This is a genomic window from Solibacillus ferritrahens (assembly GCF_037027585.1).
In the GTDB taxonomy this organism is placed as follows: Bacteria; Bacillota; Bacilli; order Bacillales_A; family Planococcaceae; genus Solibacillus; species Solibacillus ferritrahens.
Genome location: NZ_JAXCLE010000005.1, coordinates 158,253 through 182,776 on the forward strand (window position 1 = coordinate 158,253; position 24,524 = coordinate 182,776).

The following is a 24,524-nucleotide window of genomic DNA, read 5'->3' on the forward strand; positions in this document are numbered from 1 at the left end:
AAAAGCATTCCGACAAGAAATTCTTGAAGGAATGCTTTTTTACTGTTCAATTACTCGCTAATTTTAACGTCACGTAATTGGTAAATGCTGTCAGTTCCTACATTGAAGCCAGAAACTTTATCAGATACACCTGTTAATGTATATGGGTGTAATACGAATGCCATTGGCGACTCGTCTGAAATAAGTTGTAACGCTTCTTTATAGATTGCTTCACGTGCAGCTGGGTCTGCTTCGCGACGACCTTTATCTAATAACTCATCCACTTTTTCGCTTGAGTAGAATGAACGGTTACCTGGGTCACCATGTTGTGAAGAGTGGAATAATGCATATAGACCGTAGTCTGCATCAGCAGTAGCATTAGACCAACCTAAGATGAACATATCGTGCTCACCAGCAGCTGTTTTCTCTAAGTACGCGCCCCACTCTAAAACTTCGATCTTAACATCGATGTTTAATTGTTTTAAGCCTTCTTGTAATACGATCGCAACATTTTGACGAGCTGGGTTATCATTCGTCCAAATTGTTGTTGAGAAGCCATCTGCATAACCAGCTTCAGCTAGTAAAGCTTTCGCTTCGTCTAAGTTGTAAGCCATTGATGTTACATCTTCAGTGTATCCGAAAATACCAGGAGATAATGGAGAAATCGCTGGAATACCGTATCCTTCATAAATACCATCGATTAAAGTAACACGGTCGATTGCTTTTGAAATCGCCTGACGTACTTTTTCGTTATCAAATGGTGCTTTTTGTGTATTGAAACCTACATAAGTTAAAGAAGACGATGGAGTTTCTAAAACTGAAACGCCGTCAGAACCATTTACGTTTGCTACTTGGCTAGGCTCAACGGCACCGATAATGTGAGCGTAACCTGATTGTAATTCAGCAACACGAGTAGCGCCTTCTGGTACTACTTTAAATGTTACCGTATCAACGTGTGCAGGAGTTCCTGCATAGTCAGCGAACTTTTCTAATTTTACTTCAGTACCTGGAGTCCAAGAAACGAATTTGAATGGACCAGTACCTACTGGATTTGTACCGATTACTGAACCAGCAGCTACAGAAGAATCAGCTTCCATTGCAGCATAGTCATCAGCAATTGCTTTTGGTGAAATGATACCACCACCATTGTGCGTTAAGTGTGCAAGTAATGGTGAGAATGGGTATTCAGTTACGAATTGAACTGTTGAATCATCAATTACTTTTACTTCTGTAACCATTTCAAATAAGAAAGCACGTGGTGACGCAACTTTTTCATCTAAAACTCGGTCGAAAGAAGCTTTTACAGCTTCAGCATTGAAAGCTTCGCCGTCATGGAAAGTAACACCTTGCTTAAGCTTGAATTCCCATGTTAAGTCATCAACTTGAGTCCAAGATTCTGCTAAACCAGGAACTAATTCTCCGTTAGCATCACGATTTACTAATGTTTCATAAATGTTAGATTGTACATTTGACGAAGAAACATCGTTTGATCCGTGTGGGTCTAGTGATTGAGCATCAGATAATTCAGCGATAATTAAATCACCGCCACCTTCTGAAGCTGCATCATCGTTCGTACTAGAGTCTGTATTTGTTTCAGTTCCAGTGTCCTCGCCTTTTGATGTATCTTCTGAATCATCTCCACCAGCACATGCAGCTAACACAAGGGCAAGTGTAAATGTAAGAAGTAGCATCCATAGCGACTTTTTAGAAAATGACATGATGGAAGTCCCCCCATTTAATATTATTTTAGAATATTACAAAAATGTAATTTCTTTAAATAGAATAGCACATATGAGTACAAAGCATCAATATCCAAAAAAGATAAAAAATAGTTAAAGGAGAAAATCGGGACATGATAAAGTATTTCATGATAATGTTAAACAATTCAGTAAATTGATGTAGGTCTTATGGCTGTAAGCGTTAGTCATAATTTGGATTAAAAAAGTATACTATGTTGATATAATCAAATTGTTAAAAAATATAAAAATAATAAAATATTCAGAATTTTACTAAAACATTATTATCTTGAAATGTATACTTTTTACTCTATATACTATTATTTATACTAATAATTTAGAATTTATAGAAGGAACTAAAAATTTGAAAGGGTGATTTATATTGAGTACGGTACAAACAGAGAAAAATCCTTCTACAATGAAAAAAAGTAATCCACGTTCGGAAGCTTTTAAAACGTTTATGAAGCGTTTACTTAAAAATAAGGCAGCTGTTGTTGGTGGAATAGTAATTCTTTTTATCATTTTAGTAGGGATATTTGGACCATTTTTAGTTAAGACCGATCCAAATGCACAAAATATTTTAAACAAACTTCAGCCACCTTCAAAAGAACATTGGTTTGGTACAGATAACTTCGGCCGTGATATATTCTCGCGTATTGTTAATGGAACAAAGTTAACGTTAACAGTTGGGTTTTTATCGGTATTTATTGGAGGAATAATTGGGGTAGTATTAGGGATTGTATCAGGATATTATGGCGGTGCCATTGATACGATAACTATGCGTCTTATGGATATTCTGTTGGCGTTCCCTGGTATTTTACTAGCTTTAGCAATCGTATCTGTATTAGGTGGTAGCTTAGTAAATGTTATTATTGCGGTAGGTATATTCTCCGTACCAGCGTTTGCACGTATTGTACGTGGTTCGACGCTACAAGTGAAAAAGCTCGAATATATTGATGCAGTAAGGGCACTTGGGGCATCGGATATAAGAATTATTTTTAAACATATTTTACCGAATATTATGTCACCAATTATCGTTCAAGCAACTATGCGTATTGCAACGGCAATTTTAACAGCTTCGGGCTTGGCATTCCTAGGTTTAGGTGCGCAGCCGCCGGACCCGGAATGGGGAGCAATGTTAAGTGATGGCCGTACGTATATGCATAATGCAGGTCATATGGTATTAATTCCTGGAATGATGATTGTTGTCGTAGTATTGGCATTTAATATTTTCGGTGATGGATTACGTGATGCACTTGATCCAAAGATGAAACAATAGGAGGTGGAACAGTAAATGACTAAATATATTATCCGTCGTTTATTACAAACGATTCCCGTATTGTTAGGGGTTTCTATTTTAGTGTTTTCATTGATGTTCCTAATTCCTGGTGATCCTGCGCAAGTAATGGCAGGGGAAGGTGCATCTGAACAAACGGTAGAAAATTTACGTGAAAAATTAGGGTTAAATGACCCTGCATATGTACAGTATGGTCGATTTTTAGGCAATGCGCTGCAAGGCGATTTAGGTAATTCAGTTCGTAGTGGTCGTCCTGTAATGGATGAAATACAGGCACGATTTTGGATTACGGTAGAAGTAGCTGTTTATGCAACAATTTTAGCGGTATTTATCGGTTTAATTGCAGGTATTATTTCTGCAGTACGTCATTATACATTAACTGACGTTTCAATTATGATTATTGCGTTATTTGGATTATCAATGCCGAATTTCTGGTTAGGGTTACTATTAATTCAATGGTTTGCATTAGGTAATCTACCATTTGGCTGGGATTTACCGGAAATTCTAAAAATGCGGCCATCTGGATGGGGTGACTCGTGGCGACAAATTATTCTACCGGTTATCACACTCGGTACAGGTGGTGCCGCAATCATTGCGCGTATGACTCGCTCATCGATGCTTGAAGTTATCGGACAAGACTATATCCGTACCGCTCGTGCAAAAGGGGTATCGGAACGTATCGTTATTTATCGTCATGCTCTTAAAAATGCACTTATTCCAGTAGTAACAGTTATTGGATTAGAGTTTGGTGGTTTCCTAGGGGGAGCAGTATTAACAGAAACAATTTTCGCTATTAATGGTATGGGCCGTTTAACAATAGATGCAATTAGGCAAAGGGACTTCCCAGTCGTTCAAGGGACTGTACTTGTAATTTCACTATTATTCGTAATTGTAAACCTACTTGTTGATATTTCTTACAAATTCTTGAATAAACGAATTGACTTAAACTAATAAACGAAAAGAGGTGTGGCAAATGAATGAAATGGAAAGTATTTTAGTCGTAAATAATCTACAAACATCATTCGGTACGGAAGCTGGAGAAGTTCGTGCAGTTGACGGTGTAAGCTTTACTGTTCCAAAAGGAAAGACTATTGGAATTGTAGGTGAATCTGGTTCGGGGAAAAGTATTACATCTCTTTCGATTTTACGTTTACTAGCATCAAACGGTAAAACTAAGGGCGGTGAAGTACTTTTCAAAGGAAAAGACTTGTTGAAGCTGTCTGAAAAAGCAATGCGTGAAATTCGCGGTAATCAGATCTCAATGATTTTCCAGGAGCCTATGACATCGTTAAATCCGGTTTATACAGTGGGACAGCAAATTAGTGAAACAATCAAAATCCATAAAAAGCTAGGTAATAAAGAAGCGATGGCTCAGTCAGTGGAAATGTTAAAACTGGTTGGTATACCATCACCTGAAAAGCGCGTAAAACAATATCCACACGAACTATCGGGCGGGATGCGCCAGCGTGTAATGATTGCGATGGCATTAGCATGCGATCCTGAAATTCTAATTGCGGATGAGCCAACAACAGCGCTCGATGTGACAATTCAAGCGCAAATTTTAGAGCTAATTAAAGATTTACAAAATCGCTTAGGAATGTCTGTAATAATGATTACCCATGATTTAGGGGTAGTGGCTGAGACATGCGATTATGTAGCGGTAATGTACGCTGGGCAAGTAGTGGAATATTCAGATGTTCGCACACTATTTAAAAATCCTAAGCATCCATATACATTAGGCTTACTAAATTCATTACCACGTCATGATGTGGACCAGGAAAAACTAATTCCGATAAAAGGAATGGTGCCGAGCCCACATGAAATGCCGGTCGGTTGTCGTTTTGCTCCTCGATGTCCAGTGGCGACAGAGCTTTGCCATAAAAAACAGCCGGATTTATTAAGTACCGGGGGAGACAATTCAGAGCAAATCCGTTGCTGGATGTACTCAGAAGAGTGGGATGGAGAATCGGAGGTGACGCTATATGGCGAAAAAAGAACTGTTAAAGGTTGAGGGATTAAAGCAATACTTCCCAATTAAAGGTGGTTTTTTAGGCCGTACCGTCAACCACGTAAAGGCAGTAGATGATATTTCATTTACGATTTATGAAGGGGAAACTGTAAGTATTGTAGGGGAATCTGGGTGTGGTAAATCTACAACAGGTCGAGCAATTTTACGTTTGGAAGAGCCAACAGATGGATCTGTTGTCTTCCAAGGGACAGATATTACAAAAATCCCTAAAGGTGAAATGCGTAAATTCCGTAAAGATTTACAAATCATTTTCCAAGATCCATACGCTTCAATTAATCCACGTCAAACTGTTGCAAGTGTACTAAGTGAAGCGATGCATATTCAGAATGTTTTACCACCGGACCAACGCCGTGCACGGATTGAACAACTTCTTGAAACGGTTGGATTGCGTCCATATCAAGCAGACCGCTATCCCCACGAATTCTCAGGTGGGCAACGTCAGCGTATCGGTATTGCCCGTGCATTATCCGTTGACCCAAAGCTTATTATTTGTGATGAAGCGGTATCTGCACTTGACGTTTCAATTCAAGCGCAAGTACTAAACTTATTAGAAGAGTTACAAGATGAATATGGATTAACATACTTATTCATCTCTCATGACTTAGGGGTAGTACGTCATATTTCTGACCGTATTATCGTAATGTATTTAGGGAAAATTGTTGAGATTGCAGATAAAAATAGTTTGTTTGAAAATCCTCAACATCCATATACGAAAGCACTTTTATCGGCAATCCCTGTACCAGATCCGGATGCAGTGAAGAGTCGAATCGTATTGAAAGGTGATGTACCGTCACCAATTGATCCGCCACAAGGTTGCCGCTTCCATACGCGCTGTCCATTTGCGACAGATAAATGCCGTACGGAAGAGCCAGTTTTACGTACTTCAGACATCATGAAGGATACACATGAAGCTGCGTGTCACTATATGGAAGAAATTTCAGCTGGAAAAATGACTCCAAACTATTAATAATAAAAACCACACTGTACGAATATTCGTTCGTATAGTGTGGTTTTTTCGATTTTAGTCATGTACACTTATAGTAATAAAATGGGGGGCGGTATTCATGAAAATATTTCATACAGCAGATTGGCATTTAGGGAAGCTCGTACAAGGTGTGTCGATGACTGAAGATCAGCAATATGTACTCGAACAGTTCATCGAGGAAATAAGATTAGAAAAGCCGGATGTAGTCATTATAGCGGGGGATTTATATGACCGTTCAGTACCACCTACTGATGCTATTCAGCTTTTGAATAAAACTTTTAAACAAATATTAATCGAAGAAAAAACACCGATTGTCGCAATTGCTGGAAATCATGATAGCGCTACACGTTTAAACTTTGGCAGTGATTTAATGAAGGCAAGTGGCTTGCACATCGTTGGTCATCTAGAAAGTTACTTTAAACCGGTTATTATGAATGATGAATACGGGGAAGTACATTTTTATTTAGTTCCGTTTGCAGAGCCTTCCATTGTAAGAAATGTTTTTGGAGATGAATCGATTACGACCCATGAAGGGGCAATGGCACGCATTATTGAAGAAATTGAGCTAACACTTGATCCGGAAAAGCGCAATATTATTGTAGGACATGCCTTTATTACAAAAGACGGGATGCCAGAACAAAATACAAGTGATTCTGAACGGAAATTGACAATAGGCGGTACAGAGTGCATCAACTCGGCATTGTTTGAACCATTTTGCTATACGGCACTGGGGCATCTTCACCAGGCGCATTTTGTGGCAAATGAAAAAATACAGTATGCAGGCTCACCACTTAAATATTCCGAATCAGAAGTTAATCATAAAAAGGGCTTTTTAATAGTTGATTTAAAAGAAGATGGATCAGTAGCTGTTGAAAAAAAGTTACTGACGCCGATCCGAGATATGCGAATTGTTTCAGGACTGCTTGATGATATTTTACAGCATGAAAAAAACGATGACTACGTATTCGTAAAGTTGCAGGATGAAAATTATGTTAAAGGTGCCGCTGAGCTCGTACGTACTGTATATCAGAATGCTTTACACATCGAAAGAACCGTTGTATATGAAAGGCTAGAGCAGCAAGCGAATACAATGAATCGCGTACAAATGGATGATACGGAATTGTTTGAGCTGTTTTATACAGAAATGACAGGTAAGCCTTTAAGTGAGGAAACGAAAGCAATTTATACTGACATTCTTCAGCAGCTTATCGACAATGAACGTGAATTTCAGGAGGTGCTGTAACGATGAAGCCTATAAAATTATCGATGACAGCTTTTGGACCATATCAAACAAAAGAAGTAATCGATTTCACTAAACTTCATGAGCATGGAATATTTGTTGTTTCAGGGGCTACTGGTGCGGGCAAAACAACCATTTTTGATGCGATATCATTTGCTCTTTATGATTCAGGCAGTGGGGAAGACCGTGAGAAGTCACTGTTTTTACGCAGTGATTTTGCTGACGAAACAATTGATACAGAAGTGGAGCTTGAATTTGAAGTGCGCGGTCGTCTATATCGTATTTGGCGGAAATTCGGACAGGACGGATCGAGTGCAAAACGTGAATTTTATGAGATTACAGGTGGTATTGAAGTACCAGCTGTAGAAAAATTTCAGGTAAAGCTTATTCAGGCAAAAGTCGAAGAGTTGATTGGCCTAACCTATTCTCAATTCAATCAGATTGTTATGCTTCCACAAGGAGAATTCCAAAAACTTTTGACATCCGAATCAAAGCATAAAGAAGAAATCTTCCGTAAAATCTTTAAAACTGAACGATTTACAAAAATGGTCGAGCTTTTGCGGGAAAAAAAGAAGTCTGCAGAAAAGCTATATGATCAATCTATAATGCAGCAAGACCATACGATCCATGAAATTATCTCGCGCCTACCAAATAGAGATTCAGAGCTATTTTCGGAGATAAACCAAGATGTAATTAATCTATATCAAGTAAAGCAAGCTTTATTAAACGAACAGCAATATTATGAAGAACATTGCAAAACATTAAAGGGGCAATATGAGAAATCCAAATTACAATTACAGCAATTAAATGAAACATTCAGTGAGCAAAAGCTGCTAAATGAACGAATTGAAAAATATTTATTAAGAAAAACTCGGCTTGCAGAACTCCTTCAACAAGAACAAACAATGCAATCCGAGAAACAGCGTCTCGAACTTGCCAAAAAAGCGAATCAAATTGAACCTTTGGAGCGCGAGCATGAGAAAGTGAAGCTTCAATTTGAAAGAGCGGAAATCGCATTACAACATGCAAAAAAGGATTTTGAAAAAGCAAAGTCGCAACTTCAAAATGCAATGAAATTTTATGACGAACAAAAACAGCATGAACCATTACTCGATGAGTATTCAAAATCTATTTCACAGTTAGAGCAGCTTTTACCGATTTATCAATCGATAGATGAACAGCGAAAGTCCGTTTTGAAAATAGAGGAAAATCAAAATAATGCAAAACAACTATTTGAAAAACTTCAAAAAGAGGATATTACATTAAAGGAACAGCAACAGAAGCAGCGGATAATTATAAATGAACTGGAAGAAAAAGTAGCTACGTACCAGGAGACATTTGAAGCTCATGCAATGTTGACCAAGAAAATTGAGCTAGCAAGGGAGATTTTAAAGCTCCAATCTAGCGAGGTAGCATTAACAAAAACACTGGCAGAAAAGCAGCAAATTGCAAATCTTGCTCAGGAAAGATTACAGAAGCTGGAACAACAGATTCGCAGTAATCATGCAGCATTTCTCGCTACTTCCCTTCATCACGGGGAGGCGTGTCCTGTATGCGGAAGCACAGAACATCCAGCCATCCATAGCAGTGAAGCATTGGAAGTTGACGATAATGAATTGACCGCACTACGCCGTGAAAGTGACAGTGCTATGCAGAACTTTTACCAAGTAAGCTCGAAATTAGAAGTAGAGCAAGCGGCATTGAACGAGAAGCAGCAGGTACTTCAGCAACTTGGCATTGAACCTTCATCGCTTCACGAATACGAACAGCAACTATCTGTATTGACGAACCAATTATCGATGCAAAAACAGCAACAAGCACAACTATTAATGGAAAAGAAAAATTTGGAACAGATTTTGCAAAGTAAAGAAATGCTCCAAGGGCGAATTGAAAAAGGGCAGCAGTATGTATCGGAAATTGATAAACAATATGCACAAGAAAAGGGTAAGCTTGAGCAAAGTGAAAAGTCTTTACTACCGCAGTTTTCAACCGTCCAACAAGTTACGGAAGCGTTGACAAGCCTGCAGCAGAAATATCGTCATTTAAAAGAAGCGATACAAAAGGCATTGGAAGCATTGCAAAATATTCAATTGGAAGAAAAGACATGTGAAGTGAATTATGAGCATGCTACAAAGAATTTAACTGAGAAACAACAGGAAAGTAAAATAGCGCAATCTGCATTTGAGTCTGCACTCTTACAAGAAGGCTTCCATATAGAAGCATATAAACAAGCGCTACTATCTCAGCAGGTTCAACAACAAATACAGGAAACATTAGAGAGCTATAAGCAAAATGTCCATACTTTAACAGTGCAAATTGCAGAAGAACAACAAATGTTAGAGGGAAAAGAATTGGTGGATTTGAAGGCTATTGAGCAACAGATTTCGCTGCTTAATGAGCAAATAGAAGCCCAATATTCAGAAGTGAAATTAGTCCATTCTTACGCATTACAGTGTGGGGAAACTTTAGAAAAGCTTGAAAAATCAGCTCGACAAATAGAAGATTATAAAGAAAAATTAATGCAAGTCGAACATGTATATGATTTAATTCGTGGACAGAATGAAGCGAAAATTTCTTTTGAACGATTTGCGCAAATAGGCTATTTAGAAAAAGTAACACAAGCTGCAAATGAAAGACTACGTGTTTTATCAAATGGTCAGTATTTTTTAAAGTCAACGGGTCGTAAAGAAGGAAATGCACAAAGCGGGTTAAGTATTGATGTATATGATAGCAACACTGGGCAAACACGCGATGTTAAAACATTATCCGGAGGTGAAAAATTCAATGCTTCGCTTTCACTAGCTTTAGGAATGGCGGATGTTATTCAAAGTGTTCAGGGCAGTGTGCATATTGATACTATGTTCATCGATGAAGGCTTCGGTACGTTGGATGAAGAAGCATTACGACGCGCTATCGATATTTTAATTGACCTACAGCAAACGGGTCGCTTAATCGGTGTCATTTCACATGTCGCGGAACTTAAAGCAGCGATGCCGGCCATTTTACAAGTACAAAAGCTAAAAGAAGGCTATAGTAAAACAGAAATTATTATTAAATAAATGATTGTACAAAAAAACACATTTCACACGAAAGACTGAGTGAAATGTGTTTTTGTGTTAACGCTTTGTAGCTCGTCGTGTAGTTGTTGCACGTTGCGGAGTAGATTTTTTATCCATCATTTTTTTTATGATGGGATAAAGTATTGGACCGAATTTAATTGCTGTTTTAACAAGTTTGTTTAGTTTCATACGTATACACTCCTTAACGAATATCATTTCGTATAAGAAATATACCCAATTAAGGAGCTTTCATAAACATTAACGTAAAACTTTAATAGCTTTCACTAAATTCCAAATTCCCGTAATTGAAAAGATAATCAGTAAAGCAACAAGGGCAATAAAATGCGAACTTACAAAGAAATCCTGTATCGCCAAAGTTTCATGAGTCAAAAATAGCGAAATAAAAAAGTAAATAATATACAAAACACCAAAAGCAATCGGAATAAGTTGGGTAATAAAAGCCTTTTTCGAGTGCTCCCTTACAAAATCATCTTTTGAAACAACATATATAATGAACGGCAAGATAGAGGGTGCAAAGTAAAAGCTTAAATAGCTTAATGCACTTAATCCTTTTGATTGATCCATTTCATTCACTCCTTTGTATGTATACGAACGGTCTAGAATTTAGTTACAAAAAAATCGTCTGTTGAAAGTTGGAAAAATATTCGATACAATTAATTTGTTCAAACAATATTTATTTAGATGTACCACAAGGGGAGCCGAGTAAGTCGGCTGAGATTGTGCACGTAATTGCACTGACTCTTTGAACCTGTAAGTTAGCACTTGCGTAGGGATGTGGATAGAAACCGACTGTTCAAACGATAGTCAGGCTTTTGTCCTGATTATCGTTTTTTTTATTTTTGCAGATGGATTTCTATTCCTTCTTCACTTCTGTTACATCGGAAAAAGGAAAGGAGCATTGTTATGGACAAAAAGAGATTACTTATGATGGTGGAAATAGCGATTTTCGCTGCCGTCGGACTGGTGCTGGATCAAATATCATTTAAAATGTGGGCGCAAGGTGGATCGATTAGCTTTGTAATGGTTCCTATTATTTTAATGGCAATTCGTTGGGGGTTAACAGCAGGTCTTGCAACTGGCCTACTAATCGGAATAATGCAGATGATGTTTGGAGCTTATATTGTCCACTGGCTTCAGGCAATTCTTGATTATGGTCTTGCTTTTACTGTAGTAGGTTTAGCGGCAATTATAAGAAAGCCTTTATTACAAGCAACGCAATCACTAAATAAAACAAAAATGGCGCTTTACATTGTAATAGGTACGTTATTAGGTGGATCTTTACGATTCGTTTGCCACTTACTTGCCGGAGTTGTCTTCTTTAAGGAATTTGCAGGCGACGATAACGTATGGATGTATTCCATTATTTACAACGGTTCCTACATGCTGCCAGCAACAATTATTACAGCTATTATTGCCATCTTATTATTCACGTCTGCACCACGTTTATTGCAAAAAGTACAATAAGTTTAATTATTAATATAGAACTAGGTTTGAAGTGCGGATTGCCATCTTCAAATCTAGTTTGTTTTTTTATTATAAATGTACTCTAATCTATACTTCATTTTTGCACATAATTCCTGGATTTAAACACATCATTTAAAAAAACAATGAACACTTACAACCGATTTTAAGTATGTTATAGTTAAGGGTAGACATTGTTTAGAGGAAGGAAGTTACACATGATTGTTACAACACAAGAAGAAATCAAAGCTTTTAAAAAAATAGGACGTATTTGTGCTGAAATTCGTGAAGCGATGAAAGCGGCGACAGTACCGGGCGTGACAACAAAAGAATTGGATGAAATTGCAGGGCGAATGTTTGCCGAGGCTGGCGCAATTTCAGGTCCAAAAGGTGAATATGACTTCCCTGGCTATACTTGTATTTCAGTGAATCATGAAGTGGCACACGGTATTCCAGGTAGTAAAGTGATTCAAGAAGGCGATATTGTCAACATTGACGTATCAGGTTCATTGGATGGGTATTTTGCAGATACTGGTATTTCCTTCGTTGTCGGGGAAGGCTACGAGGATAAAGAAAAGCTTTGTGCTGTAGCAAAATCAGCATTTGAACGTGCAATGACAAAAGTTAAAGCAGGTTCAAAATTAAATCAAATTGGTAAAGCAGTTGAACGTGAAGCGCGTGATCATGGCCTAACGGTTATTATGAACTTAACGGGGCATGGTTTAGGAAAATCATTGCATGAAGAGCCAAACCACGTATTAAACTATTATGATGCCTGGGATACAACAATTATGAAGGAAGGGATGGTTTTAGCAGTAGAACCATTCATTTCAGCAAAGGCAGAGCATATTGTCGAATCTGGGGATGGTTGGACATTTGTCACTCCGGATAAATCATTAGTCGCTCAAATTGAACATTCAATTATTGTAACAAAAGACAAACCAATTATTTTAACAACATTAGAAGACTAATTAGAAAACGTGGAAGCATATAATGCGGCCACGTTTTTTACTTTTGTTCTAGCGGGTGTTTAAATCAACATAAAATAATCAAACGATTCAAATAAATCACAACAACAATTACCATTTTCATACACTTTCAAGTAAAATATATGTAAGGATTCGTAATAGAGGAGGCCGTTGAATGAAGAAACTAAATGATTTGGATCTAACATTAAAATTGGATAAGAAGCTATACAAAAAGCAATTGAAAGAGCTGCAGTATGAAGTGCTTAATATTCAGCAATTTTTATACAACAATAAAATCGGTCTCATCTTCGTATTTGAAGGAATGGATGCAGCAGGAAAAGGGGGGGCCATTAAGCGATTAACAGAACACATTGATCCCCGTGGATTAATCGTTTCGCCAATTTCCGCACCACAGCCACACGAAATGCGTTATCATTATATGCATCGATTTTGGAGGAAGTTACCCCAGCATGGACAGATTGCCATCTTTGACCGTTCCTGGTATGGTCGTGTATTAGTGGAACGCATCGAAGGCTTTGCAAAAGAACATGAATGGCAGCGGGCGTATAACGAAATTAATGGTTTTGAAAAGCAATTAACAGATGAAGATTATATTATAGTTAAATTCTGGATTCATATAGATGCAGATGAGCAATTGAAGCGTTTCATGGAAAGAGCGGAAGATCCGTATAAATCATGGAAACTAACAGATGAAGATTGGCGAAATCGTGAAAAGTTTAATTTATATATAGAAGCGGCAGATGAGATGTTTGCTAAAACAAATACAGAAAATGCCCCTTGGTGTTTAATTCCTGGCAACGATAAATTTTATGCACGAGTACAAGTGCTAAAAGAAGCTGTTGCTCAAATTGAGAATCAAATAACAAAACGGGGTCTTCAACTTACTAATGTTTTTGAAAATCATAATGAACAAGCAGCAGAAAGTACACTGCCTGAATTTATAGAAATACAGCCAAAGCAAAAAAAGAAAAAGTCATAAACGGATAAATAAGTTTGGCTGTGAAATGTAGGTGAGTTAAATGAAAAGCTTATTCAAGCTATTTCAAAAGAAGGAGGGTCCAATGGTTCAACTTATTGGGCAACAATGTTCATTGCGTACTTTTACCCTGTCTGATGCAAGAGCATTGACAAAGCTATTAGTAGATAATAAGTTTTACTGGTCAACATATGAACCGTTACATCGGGATGAATTTTATACAGAAGAGACACAGTACAAGAAAATATTGGAGAGCATGCATCTTTTGCAAACAAATAGAGAGTTTTCCTTTGGTATCTTCCATAATGAAACAGGTCAGCTGATTGGTCATATTTCGCTCTATTCTATAAAACGATTACCATACTCTAGCGGCTTTATAGGGTATTCCATGGATGAAAGATTTATCGGAAAAGGCATTGTAACCGAAGCAGTTCGTTTAGTAATGGAGTTCGCATTTTCAACTTTAAATATTCATCGCATTGAAGCATATGTGGCTCCTCAAAATTTGGGCTCCATACGTGTTTTAGAGAAGTCAGGATTTGCGAGAGAAGGTTTACTCCGAGAATTATTATTTATAAATGGTAAATGGGTTGACCATTATATGTACGCAATATTACAGCGAGAATATAAAAATAGATAAGTTCCATATTTTTAAGGCTATAAAAAAAGCTATAGTGCTCACCTAAAAATACTTTGGGTGAGCGCTATAGCTTATTATTTTACTTTGTCAGATCCATCAGATACTAAATCTAATTTACCAGTTTCAGGATCAATGATTAGACCGTGTACAGGAACACCAGTCGGCATTAATGGATGGTTTCTTACTAAGTCAACGCTTTTTAAAACACTCGTTTTAATATCGCCGAAACCTCGTAACCATTCTTTTAAATCAATACGTGCATAGTTAATAACATCTATCGTTTCCTGTTTTACACCACGCTCAAGCATATGACCAATCATAACATTTGAGTCAACTGCACTCATACCGCAATCATAATGACCAATAACATAAACTTCATCAGCCTTTAATTCATACACAGCTACCAAGATGCTGCGCATGATGCCCCCGAATGGGTGATTTACGATTGCGCCAGCGCTTTTAACAACTTTTACATCCCCATTACGTAAGTTCATTGCTTTTGGTAATAATTCCACTAATCGCGTATCCATGCAAGATAAAACAACAATTTTTTTATCAGGGAATTTCGTTGTCGCGTATTCTTCATATTGCTTTTCAGCTACAAATTTTTCATTAAATTCTAAAATATTTTGTAATGCAGACATTTATTCTTCATACCCCTTTCATATCTATATCCATTTTAAAATATTATTTAGATAATTCAAACAAATGTGTGCGATTAAAGATAAAAATTTAATAAATAAAGAGAACTAAAGCAGTAATTCGGTAATAAAAAACAACCGCTCAAATAGAGCGGTTGTGAAAAATATTAATGATGGTGGTGACCATCTAGTGATTTTTCGTTTGGCGCAAATGCATTGGCCTTTGAATCTACTATAACAGAGTCATGAGATTGTAATCCGATTCGTAAGTACATGATAAACATTACTAAGAGAATAAGAATAACTGCCGAGAAACCTAAAACTAGCGTATAGTAGTCAGACAAAAACGGATGACGGTGATCAAACATCATAAAAACTCCTCTCTATTTTATAATAAGAATCATTAACCAATTATAACCTAATAAATTGGAACATTGTAGGGTAATTTATGCATTTATTACAGAATGATTTGTAAATATGGCGACATCTTGAAGATTTAGAATGCCCAGTTTCCATCACGGAAAATAGCTTCTGCCTGGCCATCTTTCGTAATCCCATCAATATTCATCTGTGCAGAACCAATCATGAAGTCAACATGAGTAATACTGTCATTTAACCCGTGCTTTCTTAACTCCTCTTGTGACATCGTTTTCCCACCTTCCAAGCAAAACGCATATGCACTGCCAATGGCTAAGTGGTTTGATGCATTTTCATCGAATAATGTATTGTAAAATAAAATATTCGATTCAGAGATAGGTGAATGGAAAGGTACAAGAGCCACTTCCCCTAGATAATGAGAACCCTCATCTGTCGATACAAGGTTTTTCAATACTTCTTCACCTTGTTCAGCCTCAACATCAATAATGCGCCCATTTTCAAAAGTAATTTTAAAATTATCTATAATATTGCCTCCATAGCTAAGTGGCTTTGTACTAGATACATACCCGTTAACTCCATTTTTATGCGGGACTGTAAATACTTCTTCTGTCGGCATATTGGCCATGAATTCGTCGCCTTTTTCATTGACGCTGCCTGCCCCGCACCATAAATGACCTTTCGGAAGCTCTATTGTTAAATCTGTTCCTGGCGCTGTATAGTGCAATTTTGCGTAGTTTTTACTGTTTAGATAATCTACTTTTTCATGTAAGTTATCATTGTGCTGTGCCCAAGCTTGAACAGGATTTTCTAAATCAGCACGTGTCGCTTTAAAGATTGCTTCCCATAATGCTTCCACTTGTTCCTGTTCAGGTAAATCCGAAAATACTTTTTGAGCCCACTGCTTAGAAGGAGCTGCAATAACAGTCCAGCTGATTTTATCGGACTGTACATATTGGCGGTATTTATTTAAAGCAGTTCCAGCTGATTTTTGGAAAGTTGCAATGCGTTTTGAATCGATACCAGTTAATAGATCAGGACTTTGCGATACGATGCTCATAAACGCCGCACCTTGTTCTGCAAGCCACTCACGTTCTTGTACTTTCCACGGAGGAAAGAAGTCAAATGAATCATCCGGTGCTAACTCGTAACGAGTACGCGTAATTTGGTCATCTGTATAATCTACAAATACTTGCTTTGCTCCTGCCTCATAGGCGATCTTAGTCACAATTTGTACAAATGGCGCTGATTCAATGGAAGCCGCGATATACAAATATTGATTTGGTTGAATATTTACACCGATTTTTACTGCCAATTCCGCATACTTTGTTAACTTACTCTCGAACATTGAATTCATTTGAAACACTCCTCCAGTAATTGTCGTAAAATGTGGTATTTTTCGATACATCATTATTAAATTGTGATAAAAATAATAAATATATCAAAAAATATAAAAATTGTTCTATTACTAGTGTAAAGGAAGTTAATAAAAAGATAAATATACCGAAATAAGAAAAGACATAGTAATTTGGAGGTACTACATATGGATATATCATCGGTTGTTGGGATTATACTTGCCTTTTTCGCTCTTTTACTAGGGATGTTTATGAAAGGCGTAACACCTGACGCATTATTGAATCCTGCCGCTATTTTAATTATTATCTTTGGTACGGTTGCAGCGGTAACAATCGCGTTCCCAATGAAGGAATTAAAAAGAATTCCAAAACTCTTTAAAATTTTATTTACAGAAACAAAATTAGCAAGTGATATTGATTTAATCAAAATGTTTTCACAGTGGGCAGATTTAGCCCGTCGTGAAGGGTTATTGGCGCTCGAAAGTAAAGCGTCTGAAATTGAAGATCCTTTCCTGAAAAATGGCTTAACATTGGCAATAGATGGTCAAAATGCTGACTATATTCGCGATGTGCTATCAGAGGAAGTTGAAGCAATGGAAGACCGCCATGCCAGTGGTGCAGGAATTTTTACGCAAGCAGGTACATATGCACCTACTCTTGGAGTATTAGGGGCAGTAGTTGGGCTTATTGCGGCACTAAAAGATATGTCGGATATCGATAAATTAGGGATAGCAATTTCTGCGGCCTTTGTTGCTACATTATTAGGTATCTTCACGGGATATGTGTTATGGCATCCATTTGCCAATAAGTTAAAACGTAAATCTTCTGTAGAAGTTAAGCAAAAGCAGATGATGATTGAAGGGATTTTATCTGTACTTGAAGGTGAAGCCCCAAGAGTAATCGAGCAAAAGCTTGCTTCATATTTAACAATGGAAGAACGTAAGCAAATTACGGAAAGCGGGGCGGGTGGCCTTGGCAAGGAAGCGTAAGAAACATAAAAAGCATGAGGAACATGTAGACGAATCATGGCTAGTTCCTTATGCGGATATTTTAACGTTATTATTAGCGTTGTTTATCGTTCTATTTGCATCAAGCTCAGTAGACGAAACAAAACTGCAGCAAATGTCTGCTGTATTCAATGAAATTTTTACTAGTGGTACAGGTGTCATGGACAACCCATCAGTAGTTCAAACACCAAATGGGTCGACGTCCAATATTCAATCTGGTGTTTCCAAATATATGGAGGACCAAGAGCGCCTACTAGAAACACAAAACCGTGTGGACGAGTTCATTGCAATTAATGAATTGGAAAATCAGTTCGAAACGAAATTGACAGAAGAAGGATTGTTAATTACGATTCGTGATAGTATTTTATTCGATATGGGGCGTGCCGAAGTAAAGGTCGAGTATGCGACCATTGCTGATGAAATTTCACAACTGTTAATGTTTGACCCACCTCGTAATATCGTTATTACTGGTCATACAGATAATGTTCCAATCAATAATTCGGAATTTGATTCGAACTGGGATTTATCTGTTATGCGTGCCGTGAACTTTATGAAGGAAGTTGTTACAGGTAATGCAGAGCTTGATCCAAAATACTTCAGTGTAAAAGGGTTCGGTGAATTCCAGCCAATAGCCTCCAATGATACTGAAGAAGGAAAAGCAAAAAATCGACGTGTAGAGGTTCTTGTACAACCACGTATAACCGAAAATGGAGATTTAATTGTGGAGTAATAAAATGCTGTTTAGAGAGAAATCTTTCTAAACGGCATTTTTTATTTTTGACATCTTTTAAACAAAAGTTTATAATAATAAACAAATGTTCGTTCGGAGGTGATGTAGTTGAATGAAAAAGAAAAGCTAATCTTCCAATTGATTAAGAAAAATCCCTATCTGTCTCAACAGGAAATGGCAGAGCAATTAGGGATGTCGAGGCCAGCACTTGCAAATATCATCTCGTCATTGATTAAACGCGGAGAAATTCTAGGGCGAGCATATGTCTTACCAGAAAAGAATCATATTATCGCAATTGGCGGTGCTAATGTTGACCGTAAGTTTATAATTGAGCAACATGTCCAATTAGGTACATCGAATCCTGCTTCGGTCACTGAAACAGTTGGTGGAGTGGCTCGTAACATAGCAGAAAATATAGGTCGCTTAGGCAATCGTGTTTCATTGATTACCGTAATGGGTGATGATCATGATGCCATATATATTGAACAAAATTGCAATGCTACGATGAGTCTTGATTTAGTAGAAAAGTTAAAAGATTATAAAACGGGATCATACACAGCAGTATTGGCGCATACTGGGGAACTGGTAATTTCAATGGCGAATATGGAGATATATGAACAATTATCACCAAGCATCCTGAAGAAGTACGAAGCCATTATGCAAAATGCGAGTTGTTTAATAATTGATTTAAACTGCCCGTTAGCAACAGTGGAATATGTAAGGGAGTTTGCCCATGAGCGCAAAATTCCATTCGCTATTATTCCTGTTTCATCACCTAAAATGAAGAACATGCCACAGGATTTACACGGAGTGCATTACTTTATATGCAATCGTGATGAAGCAGAAATGTATTTGAACACGAAGCTGGATACGTACGGTAAGTATGAAATGGCAGTAAAGACAATGATGCAAAAAGGCGCAGAATATGTTGTCCTTACATTAGGGGAACATGGAGTAATGGCTGGTCACGCTGATAAAGTGACACATTATAAAGCCGCTCCAACAAAAAAAATTGTGGATGTTACAGGTGCAGGTGATGCTTTTGTGAGTGCATTTTTACATGGGGTACTAAACAATGAGGACTTTAAAGAAGCAATCCAACTTGGTTTAACAAATGCATCAAAAACATTACAATCGGACAAAACAGTCCGTGAAGATTTAACAAAGGAAAAATTACTTGAATGGAGGAATTTATAATGGAACAATATTTATCATATTCACAAGAGGTGTTAGAAGCAAAAGAGAAAGGTCTACCAATAGTCGCCCTTGAATCGACAATCATTTCACATGGGATGCCTTATCCACAAAACGTACAAACAGCTCGTGAAGTAGAACAAATTATTCGTGATGGTGGTGCAGTACCAGCAACAATTGCATTAATCGACGGGAAAATCAAAATCGGTTTATCCGATGAAGAGCTAGAAATGTTTGGAAATGCACAAGGGGTAGCTAAAACGAGTCGCCGTGATATCGGCTATTTACTAGCTACTAAAAAAATCGGGGCAACTACAGTAGCTGCAACAATGATTTGCGCAGAGTTAGCAGGTATTGAATTATTCGTAACAGGTGGTATTGGCGGGGTTCACCGTGGTGCGGAAACAACAATGGATATTTCTGCAGACTTGGAAGAATTAGCGATGACAAATGTTGCTGTTGTATGTGCAGGCGCAAAGTCGATTTTAGATATCGGCTTAACATTAGAATATTTAGAAACAAAAGGTGTACCGGTAATCGGATACGGTACTGACAAATTACCGGCATTTTATGCACGCGAAAGTGAATTTGATGTAAACATTCGTGTTGATTCTGCAGAAGAAACTGCGGCTATTTTACGCGCGAAATGGGATTTAGGGTTACGTGGTGGGGCATTAATCGCCAACCCAATTCCAGCTGAGGATGCTATGGAATCAAGTGTAATTGATGCTATTATCGACAATGCATTAAGAGAAGCAAAAGAACAAGGTATTGCAGGTAAAAATGTAACACCATTCCTACTAGGTAAAGTAAAGGAACTGACAGAAGGCAAGTCGCTTGATGCCAATATTGCCTTAGTTAAACACAATGCACGTGTAGGCGCAAAAATTGCTGTCGAACTTAATAAATAATCGGTATTTCCTGGGGAATAATGTATGAAATAAAAGGAAGCTCGTCGAAAAATATCGATGAGCTTCCTTTTTATACTCTACTTTCACTTACGAAGTGATCCTAACTCTGCAACAATTGCATTCATTTCACTAGGGCTGAATGAGTCACGTTTCATTACCATTTCATATAAATATTGTAGATCTTCGTATTTATTTTCATCGAATGCCTCTGATTGCATAGCGTCAACGTTTACCATACGTAGTTTTTCTTTGATTTGTTCTATCATATAATTGACATTTTGTTGTGATGGGTTGGATAAGTCCATATTTTTTGCCCTACCTTTCAATGTTTACAAAAATATCATTTCATGCAAGGCACTTCTTGTCAACCCGTAAAAGTTTTGGGATTACTTTTAAAAATAACAAACATTCGCTAAAATGAATATAGAAAAGTTTTATAGGAAATTTTTATGGGAATATGAAAGCATAAACAGGAGGAGAGTATAAAATGAAAAGTAAACTATTACCGTTTATAGCAATTGGAGCAGTAACTGGTGCAGCAATAAGTATGTTAGATAAGCAAACAAGAGAGCATACTGTAAAGACAGCGAAAAATGCAAAAGATACGGTCGTTTATTACGCTGAAAACCGTGACGAACTATTAGCGTTAGTTGAGTCGAAAGTCGAGCAGGCTCAAACAGTTTACGGAACAGTAAATGATAGTATTCAGTCTATTTTGCAGAACGGCAATGATATTAAAGAATTGCCAACTACGATTCAAAGTATGGTTTCAGAAACGATTGATGCATTTTCAAAAAAGGATGAACAAGTTAGCTAATTAAATTCGCCTCATTGTAACAGACTTTTCCTTGGGGTAATTTAAAAGCACGGGACATCCGTTAGGGCATTATCCTGATTAAAAGGTATTCAGTACTCTTTCTATCTGGATAATTCAAAAGGTGGTGGCTATATGGGAGAGAAAGAAGAATTTAAAGAAAAGATTTCACTTATTAAATCATATGTTTCACCAGATCCTAGTCATATTAATATTTTAACGACAAAAGGTTTTTTTCAGGATTTAATATACCGCATTCAAAAAGTTGATATGTCGGGGATGGGTGCGCTACTTGCTTATTTCTTTTTACTGTCATTTTTCCCGATGCTTATTTTTATGGTAACACTCTTACCTTATTTAAATTTAGAGCAAGGGCAAGTATTCGACTTCTTAAGTGACATTATGCCTGAGGAAGTTTATGGTCTTATAGAAGGTACACTTTCGGAAGTACTATCCAATCAAAATGGCGGATTACTTTCAATTGGTATTATCGGTACTATTTGGTCAGCGTCGCGTGCTGTTGACGCACTAATGAAAACTTTAAACCGTGCCTATGATGTAGAAGCTAGAGCAGGTTTTATAAATCGTATTTGGTCTCTTGTATTTACTATTTCACTCGTTATTATTATTTTAGTAGCGCTTGTCTTACCGGTTTTTGGACAGCAAATCGGGAATGTAGTGTTCGGCTATTTTGGTATCGAAGAATCATTAGCGGGTCTTTGGAATACAATGCGCTGGATTATGCCGCCTACTCTTATTTTCCTTTTATTAACAGTTATGTACTGGATTGTTCCTAATACTGATCCTCGATTAACAATTGTTAGTGTTGTACCAGGTTCAATATTGGCAACACTAGGTTGGCTTGCATTAACTTATGGCTTTTCATTTTATATTAATAATTTCGGCAATTTTAGTGCTACTTACGGCAGTATTGGCGGAGTCATTATACTAATGCTTTGGCTGTACTTTACTGGAATGATTTTAATTTTGGGTGGAATATTAAATGCCACATTCCAAAAAAGACAGATTGCCAAGAACAATAAAAAGAATGCAAAGACACCTGTTTTCTAAGTGATTGTGTCACATAAAAAGCACGACGCCATAAATATTTAGGCGTCGTGCTTTATTTATGGTTATTGTCAGTTGGTTATTTTTGGTAGCATGCCACTAAACATTTTTGCTCAACATACGCAGGCCATTTAAAATAACTAGAATCGTACTTCCTTCATGACCAATAACCCCAAGAGGGAGGCTAATGGCCTGGAAAAAGTTTGAGATGATGAGAATTGCGATGACTGTTAACGAAAAAATAATATTTTGTTTGACGATTCTTTGCATTTTTCGAGAAAGCTTAACCGCATAGGCGATTTTTGAAAGGTCATTTTTCATTAATACAACATCGGCTGTTTCGAGTGCCACGTCCGTACCGCCACCCATTGCAATCCCGACAGAAGCAGTTGCTAGCGCTGGGGCATCGTTAATCCCATCACCCACCATACCAACATTGCCGTACGATTGCTTATACTGCTTAATATGTTCGACCTTTGTTTCAGGTAAACATTCTGCAACATAGTTAGTCACACCAGCTTCATTTGCAATAGTTTTTGCTGTCGCTTCATTGTCACCAGTAAGCATCATGACATCAATGCCAAGTTCCTTTAGTGCCGCAACTGCTTTTTTCGCTTCATCTCGTACTATATCTTTTAGGGCGACCAATGCTGCAATTCCGTTTTGGTCTTTTAAAAATACAACTGTCTTTCCTTCATTCCCTAATTGCTGCAATGCTCCATCTGAAAAAGAAACGGCCAAATCTTTACCGACAAAATCAGGCTTTCCAATTGTATAATGGTGTTCTTTATACTGTGCCTTTATCCCATACCCGGGTATATCTTCAATCGTTATATTTTGTGGGATAATGACATTTTGTTGTTTAGCAAATGAAGTAATCGCTTGTGCTAGAGGGTGGTTTGATTGTCCTTCAATGCCCGCGATTAATGCCAATGTATCATCTTTATTTAAATCCTCACGAACGATAAAATCTGTTACTGCAGGTGTCCCTTGTGTAAGTGTTCCAGTTTTATCGACAGCTAAGACACGTAATGTATTCAAATGTTCTAAATGTAGGCCACCTTTTACTAGAATACCGTTTCTGGCACCATTTGAAATGGAAGATAGGGTAGCGGGCATAATGGATGCTACAAGGGCACAAGGAGATGCCACTACCAACAGCACCATTGCGCGGTAAAATGTTGTTGTCCAATCCCAGCCTAATAAATAGTGAGGTAAAAACATCATGATTGCGACTGCAATTAAAACCCCTTTTACATATAGACCTTCAAAACGTTCGATAAATTGCTGTGATGGAGACTTTTCACTTTGCGCAGATTGTACAAGAGTAATAATTTTTTGAAATAAAGTTTCTCCGCTTTGCTTCGTTACACTAATAGTTAAAACGCCATTTAAGTTCACTGTCCCTGCATACACTTCATCGTCTATATTTTTCGTAATCGGCATTGATTCACCTGTAATAGCTGCTTCATCGACAGTTGAAATCCCCTTGAAAACTTTTCCGTCGGCAGGAATACGCTCTCCGGGCTTCACTAAAATATGGTCATTTACTTTTAAATCTTTTACAGATACTTTAATAGGTTCAAATCCGCCTCGTACAAGCCAGGCTTCTTCAGGCTGTAATTCCATTAAAGAAGAAATTTCACGATGGCTTTTGTTCATAGCGTATGTTTCAAGTGCGCCACTTAAGGCAAATATAAAGATTAATATTGCACCTTCCATCCAGTACCCAATAATGGCTGAACCGATGGCTGCCAAAATCATTAACATTTCGACATTTAAAGATTTGTTTTCAATTGTATCTTCAATGCCTTCTTTTGCTTTTGCATAACCGCCAATTACAAAAGCTGTTAAATATGCAATGACAGCTGCGGTTGTTTGATCGGTGGATTCCATCCTCCATGCCAGCAAAATAATAAAGCCTGAAACTAAGGCAGCTATCAATTCTTTATGTTCTATAATTTTCTCATTTAATGATAACTTTTCTCGATTAGAGTTTTTCATATTTACCTCCTTG

General features: G+C 37.4%; 24 protein-coding genes and 1 riboswitch. Of the genes, 16 read left to right on the plus strand and 8 right to left on the minus strand.

Annotation, left to right across the window (positions count from 1 at the left end; genetic code table 11):
- Positions 1-50 precede the first annotated feature (50 nt).
- The gene (locus SNE38_RS07055) at positions 51-1,697 is read right to left on the minus strand and encodes a glutathione ABC transporter substrate-binding protein (protein WP_336046178.1); all 1,647 of its coding nucleotides are present in this window, start codon (positions 1,695-1,697) and stop codon (positions 51-53) included.
- A 436-nt stretch (positions 1,698-2,133) separates the two neighbouring features.
- Between SNE38_RS07055 and nikC the strand changes: the two genes are divergently transcribed.
- The 6 genes from nikC to SNE38_RS07085 all read left to right on the plus strand — a co-directional run bounded on the left by nikC (position 2,134) and on the right by SNE38_RS07085 (position 10,325).
- Positions 2,134-2,994 carry a nickel transporter permease gene (nikC, locus tag SNE38_RS07060; protein ID WP_191704790.1) on the plus strand — a complete coding sequence of 287 codons (861 nt, stop codon included), beginning with the start codon at positions 2,134-2,136 and terminating at the stop codon, positions 2,992-2,994.
- Positions 2,995-3,009: 15 nt separating this feature from the next.
- Positions 3,010-3,963: an ABC transporter permease gene (locus SNE38_RS07065; RefSeq protein WP_191704731.1), complete on the plus strand. Its 954-nt coding sequence runs from the start codon at positions 3,010-3,012 to the stop codon at positions 3,961-3,963.
- A 22-nt stretch (positions 3,964-3,985) separates the two neighbouring features.
- Positions 3,986-5,023: an ABC transporter ATP-binding protein gene (locus SNE38_RS07070; RefSeq protein WP_336046179.1), complete on the plus strand. Its 1,038-nt coding sequence runs from the start codon at positions 3,986-3,988 to the stop codon at positions 5,021-5,023.
- Positions 4,995-6,008, plus strand: coding sequence for an ABC transporter ATP-binding protein (locus SNE38_RS07075; protein WP_191704730.1), 1,014 nt, complete (start codon positions 4,995-4,997; stop codon positions 6,006-6,008). The genes SNE38_RS07070 and SNE38_RS07075 overlap by 29 nt, the downstream gene beginning before the upstream one ends.
- Before the next feature lie 97 nt (positions 6,009-6,105).
- On the plus strand, positions 6,106-7,269 hold the full coding sequence (locus SNE38_RS07080; protein ID WP_336046180.1) for an exonuclease SbcCD subunit D: 1,164 nt from the start codon (positions 6,106-6,108) through the stop codon (positions 7,267-7,269).
- Between the two features lie 2 nt (positions 7,270-7,271).
- On the plus strand, positions 7,272-10,325 hold the full coding sequence (locus SNE38_RS07085; RefSeq protein WP_336046181.1) for an SMC family ATPase: 3,054 nt from the start codon (positions 7,272-7,274) through the stop codon (positions 10,323-10,325).
- A 57-nt stretch (positions 10,326-10,382) separates the two neighbouring features.
- Here the strand turns inward: SNE38_RS07085 and SNE38_RS07090 are convergent, their stop codons facing one another.
- Positions 10,383-10,514, minus strand: a complete 132-nt coding sequence (locus SNE38_RS07090) for a hypothetical protein (protein WP_263618332.1) — start codon at positions 10,512-10,514, stop codon at positions 10,383-10,385.
- A gap of 69 nt (positions 10,515-10,583) precedes the next feature.
- Positions 10,584-10,910: a DUF4870 domain-containing protein gene (locus SNE38_RS07095; RefSeq protein ID WP_191704727.1), complete on the minus strand. Its 327-nt coding sequence runs from the start codon at positions 10,908-10,910 to the stop codon at positions 10,584-10,586.
- 117 nt (positions 10,911-11,027) lie between these two features.
- Positions 11,028-11,136, plus strand: a riboswitch (TPP riboswitch).
- 113 nt (positions 11,137-11,249) lie between these two features.
- Here SNE38_RS07095 and thiT point away from each other — a divergent pair.
- The 4 genes from thiT (at position 11,250) to SNE38_RS07115 (ending at position 14,412) form a co-directional block, all read left to right on the plus strand.
- A complete protein-coding gene (gene thiT / locus SNE38_RS07100; protein ID WP_336046182.1) occupies positions 11,250-11,810 on the plus strand; it encodes an energy-coupled thiamine transporter ThiT in 561 nt (186 codons plus the stop codon).
- Between the two features lie 215 nt (positions 11,811-12,025).
- Positions 12,026-12,778 (plus strand): type I methionyl aminopeptidase, encoded by a 753-nt coding sequence (map, locus tag SNE38_RS07105; RefSeq protein ID WP_336046183.1) that lies wholly within the window; start codon positions 12,026-12,028, stop codon positions 12,776-12,778.
- A 172-nt stretch (positions 12,779-12,950) separates the two neighbouring features.
- Positions 12,951-13,775, plus strand: a complete 825-nt coding sequence (locus SNE38_RS07110; RefSeq protein WP_191704724.1) for a polyphosphate kinase 2 family protein — start codon at positions 12,951-12,953, stop codon at positions 13,773-13,775.
- A gap of 82 nt (positions 13,776-13,857) precedes the next feature.
- Positions 13,858-14,412: a GNAT family N-acetyltransferase gene (locus tag SNE38_RS07115; protein ID WP_336046184.1), complete on the plus strand. Its 555-nt coding sequence runs from the start codon at positions 13,858-13,860 to the stop codon at positions 14,410-14,412.
- Positions 14,413-14,486: 74 nt separating this feature from the next.
- Here the strand turns inward: SNE38_RS07115 and SNE38_RS07120 are convergent, their stop codons facing one another.
- From SNE38_RS07120 to SNE38_RS07130, 3 genes are all read right to left on the minus strand, one after another.
- Complete coding sequence (locus SNE38_RS07120) at positions 14,487-15,056, minus strand: beta-class carbonic anhydrase (protein ID WP_336046185.1); 570 nt, start codon at positions 15,054-15,056, stop codon at positions 14,487-14,489.
- 164 nt (positions 15,057-15,220) lie between these two features.
- A complete protein-coding gene (locus tag SNE38_RS07125) occupies positions 15,221-15,424 on the minus strand; it encodes a hypothetical protein (protein ID WP_225223858.1) in 204 nt (67 codons plus the stop codon).
- Positions 15,425-15,549: 125 nt separating this feature from the next.
- Positions 15,550-16,785, minus strand: coding sequence for an aminopeptidase (locus tag SNE38_RS07130; RefSeq protein WP_336046186.1), 1,236 nt, complete (start codon positions 16,783-16,785; stop codon positions 15,550-15,552).
- A 186-nt stretch (positions 16,786-16,971) separates the two neighbouring features.
- On the opposite strand from SNE38_RS07130, the gene motA reads away from it, so the two are divergent.
- The 4 genes from motA to SNE38_RS07150 all read left to right on the plus strand — a co-directional run bounded on the left by motA (position 16,972) and on the right by SNE38_RS07150 (position 20,625).
- Positions 16,972-17,772 (plus strand): flagellar motor stator protein MotA, encoded by an 801-nt coding sequence (gene motA / locus SNE38_RS07135; protein WP_336046187.1) that lies wholly within the window; start codon positions 16,972-16,974, stop codon positions 17,770-17,772.
- Positions 17,756-18,520 (plus strand): flagellar motor protein MotB, encoded by a 765-nt coding sequence (gene motB, locus SNE38_RS07140; RefSeq protein WP_336046188.1) that lies wholly within the window; start codon positions 17,756-17,758, stop codon positions 18,518-18,520. Before motA ends, motB begins: the two co-directional genes overlap by 17 nt.
- A 108-nt stretch (positions 18,521-18,628) precedes the next feature.
- Positions 18,629-19,717, plus strand: coding sequence for a carbohydrate kinase (locus SNE38_RS07145; RefSeq protein ID WP_191704718.1), 1,089 nt, complete (start codon positions 18,629-18,631; stop codon positions 19,715-19,717).
- Positions 19,717-20,625: a pseudouridine-5'-phosphate glycosidase gene (locus SNE38_RS07150; protein ID WP_336046189.1), complete on the plus strand. Its 909-nt coding sequence runs from the start codon at positions 19,717-19,719 to the stop codon at positions 20,623-20,625. Before SNE38_RS07145 ends, SNE38_RS07150 begins: the two co-directional genes overlap by 1 nt.
- 83 nt (positions 20,626-20,708) lie before the next feature.
- On the opposite strand, the gene SNE38_RS07155 is transcribed toward SNE38_RS07150, so the two are convergent.
- Positions 20,709-20,930: a DUF1128 domain-containing protein gene (locus SNE38_RS07155; RefSeq protein WP_191701000.1), complete on the minus strand. Its 222-nt coding sequence runs from the start codon at positions 20,928-20,930 to the stop codon at positions 20,709-20,711.
- Positions 20,931-21,112: 182 nt separating this feature from the next.
- Here SNE38_RS07155 and SNE38_RS07160 point away from each other — a divergent pair, with 182 nt between their 5' ends.
- The gene (locus SNE38_RS07160) at positions 21,113-21,442 is read left to right on the plus strand and encodes a YtxH domain-containing protein (RefSeq protein ID WP_191704716.1); all 330 of its coding nucleotides are present in this window, start codon (positions 21,113-21,115) and stop codon (positions 21,440-21,442) included.
- Between the two features lie 132 nt (positions 21,443-21,574).
- Positions 21,575-22,510 carry a YihY/virulence factor BrkB family protein gene (locus SNE38_RS07165; RefSeq protein WP_191704715.1) on the plus strand — a complete coding sequence of 312 codons (936 nt, stop codon included), beginning with the start codon at positions 21,575-21,577 and terminating at the stop codon, positions 22,508-22,510.
- Between the two features lie 96 nt (positions 22,511-22,606).
- On the opposite strand, the gene SNE38_RS07170 is transcribed toward SNE38_RS07165, so the two are convergent.
- Positions 22,607-24,511: a heavy metal translocating P-type ATPase gene (locus SNE38_RS07170; protein ID WP_336046190.1), complete on the minus strand. Its 1,905-nt coding sequence runs from the start codon at positions 24,509-24,511 to the stop codon at positions 22,607-22,609.
- Between the last annotated feature and the right edge of the window lie 13 nt (positions 24,512-24,524).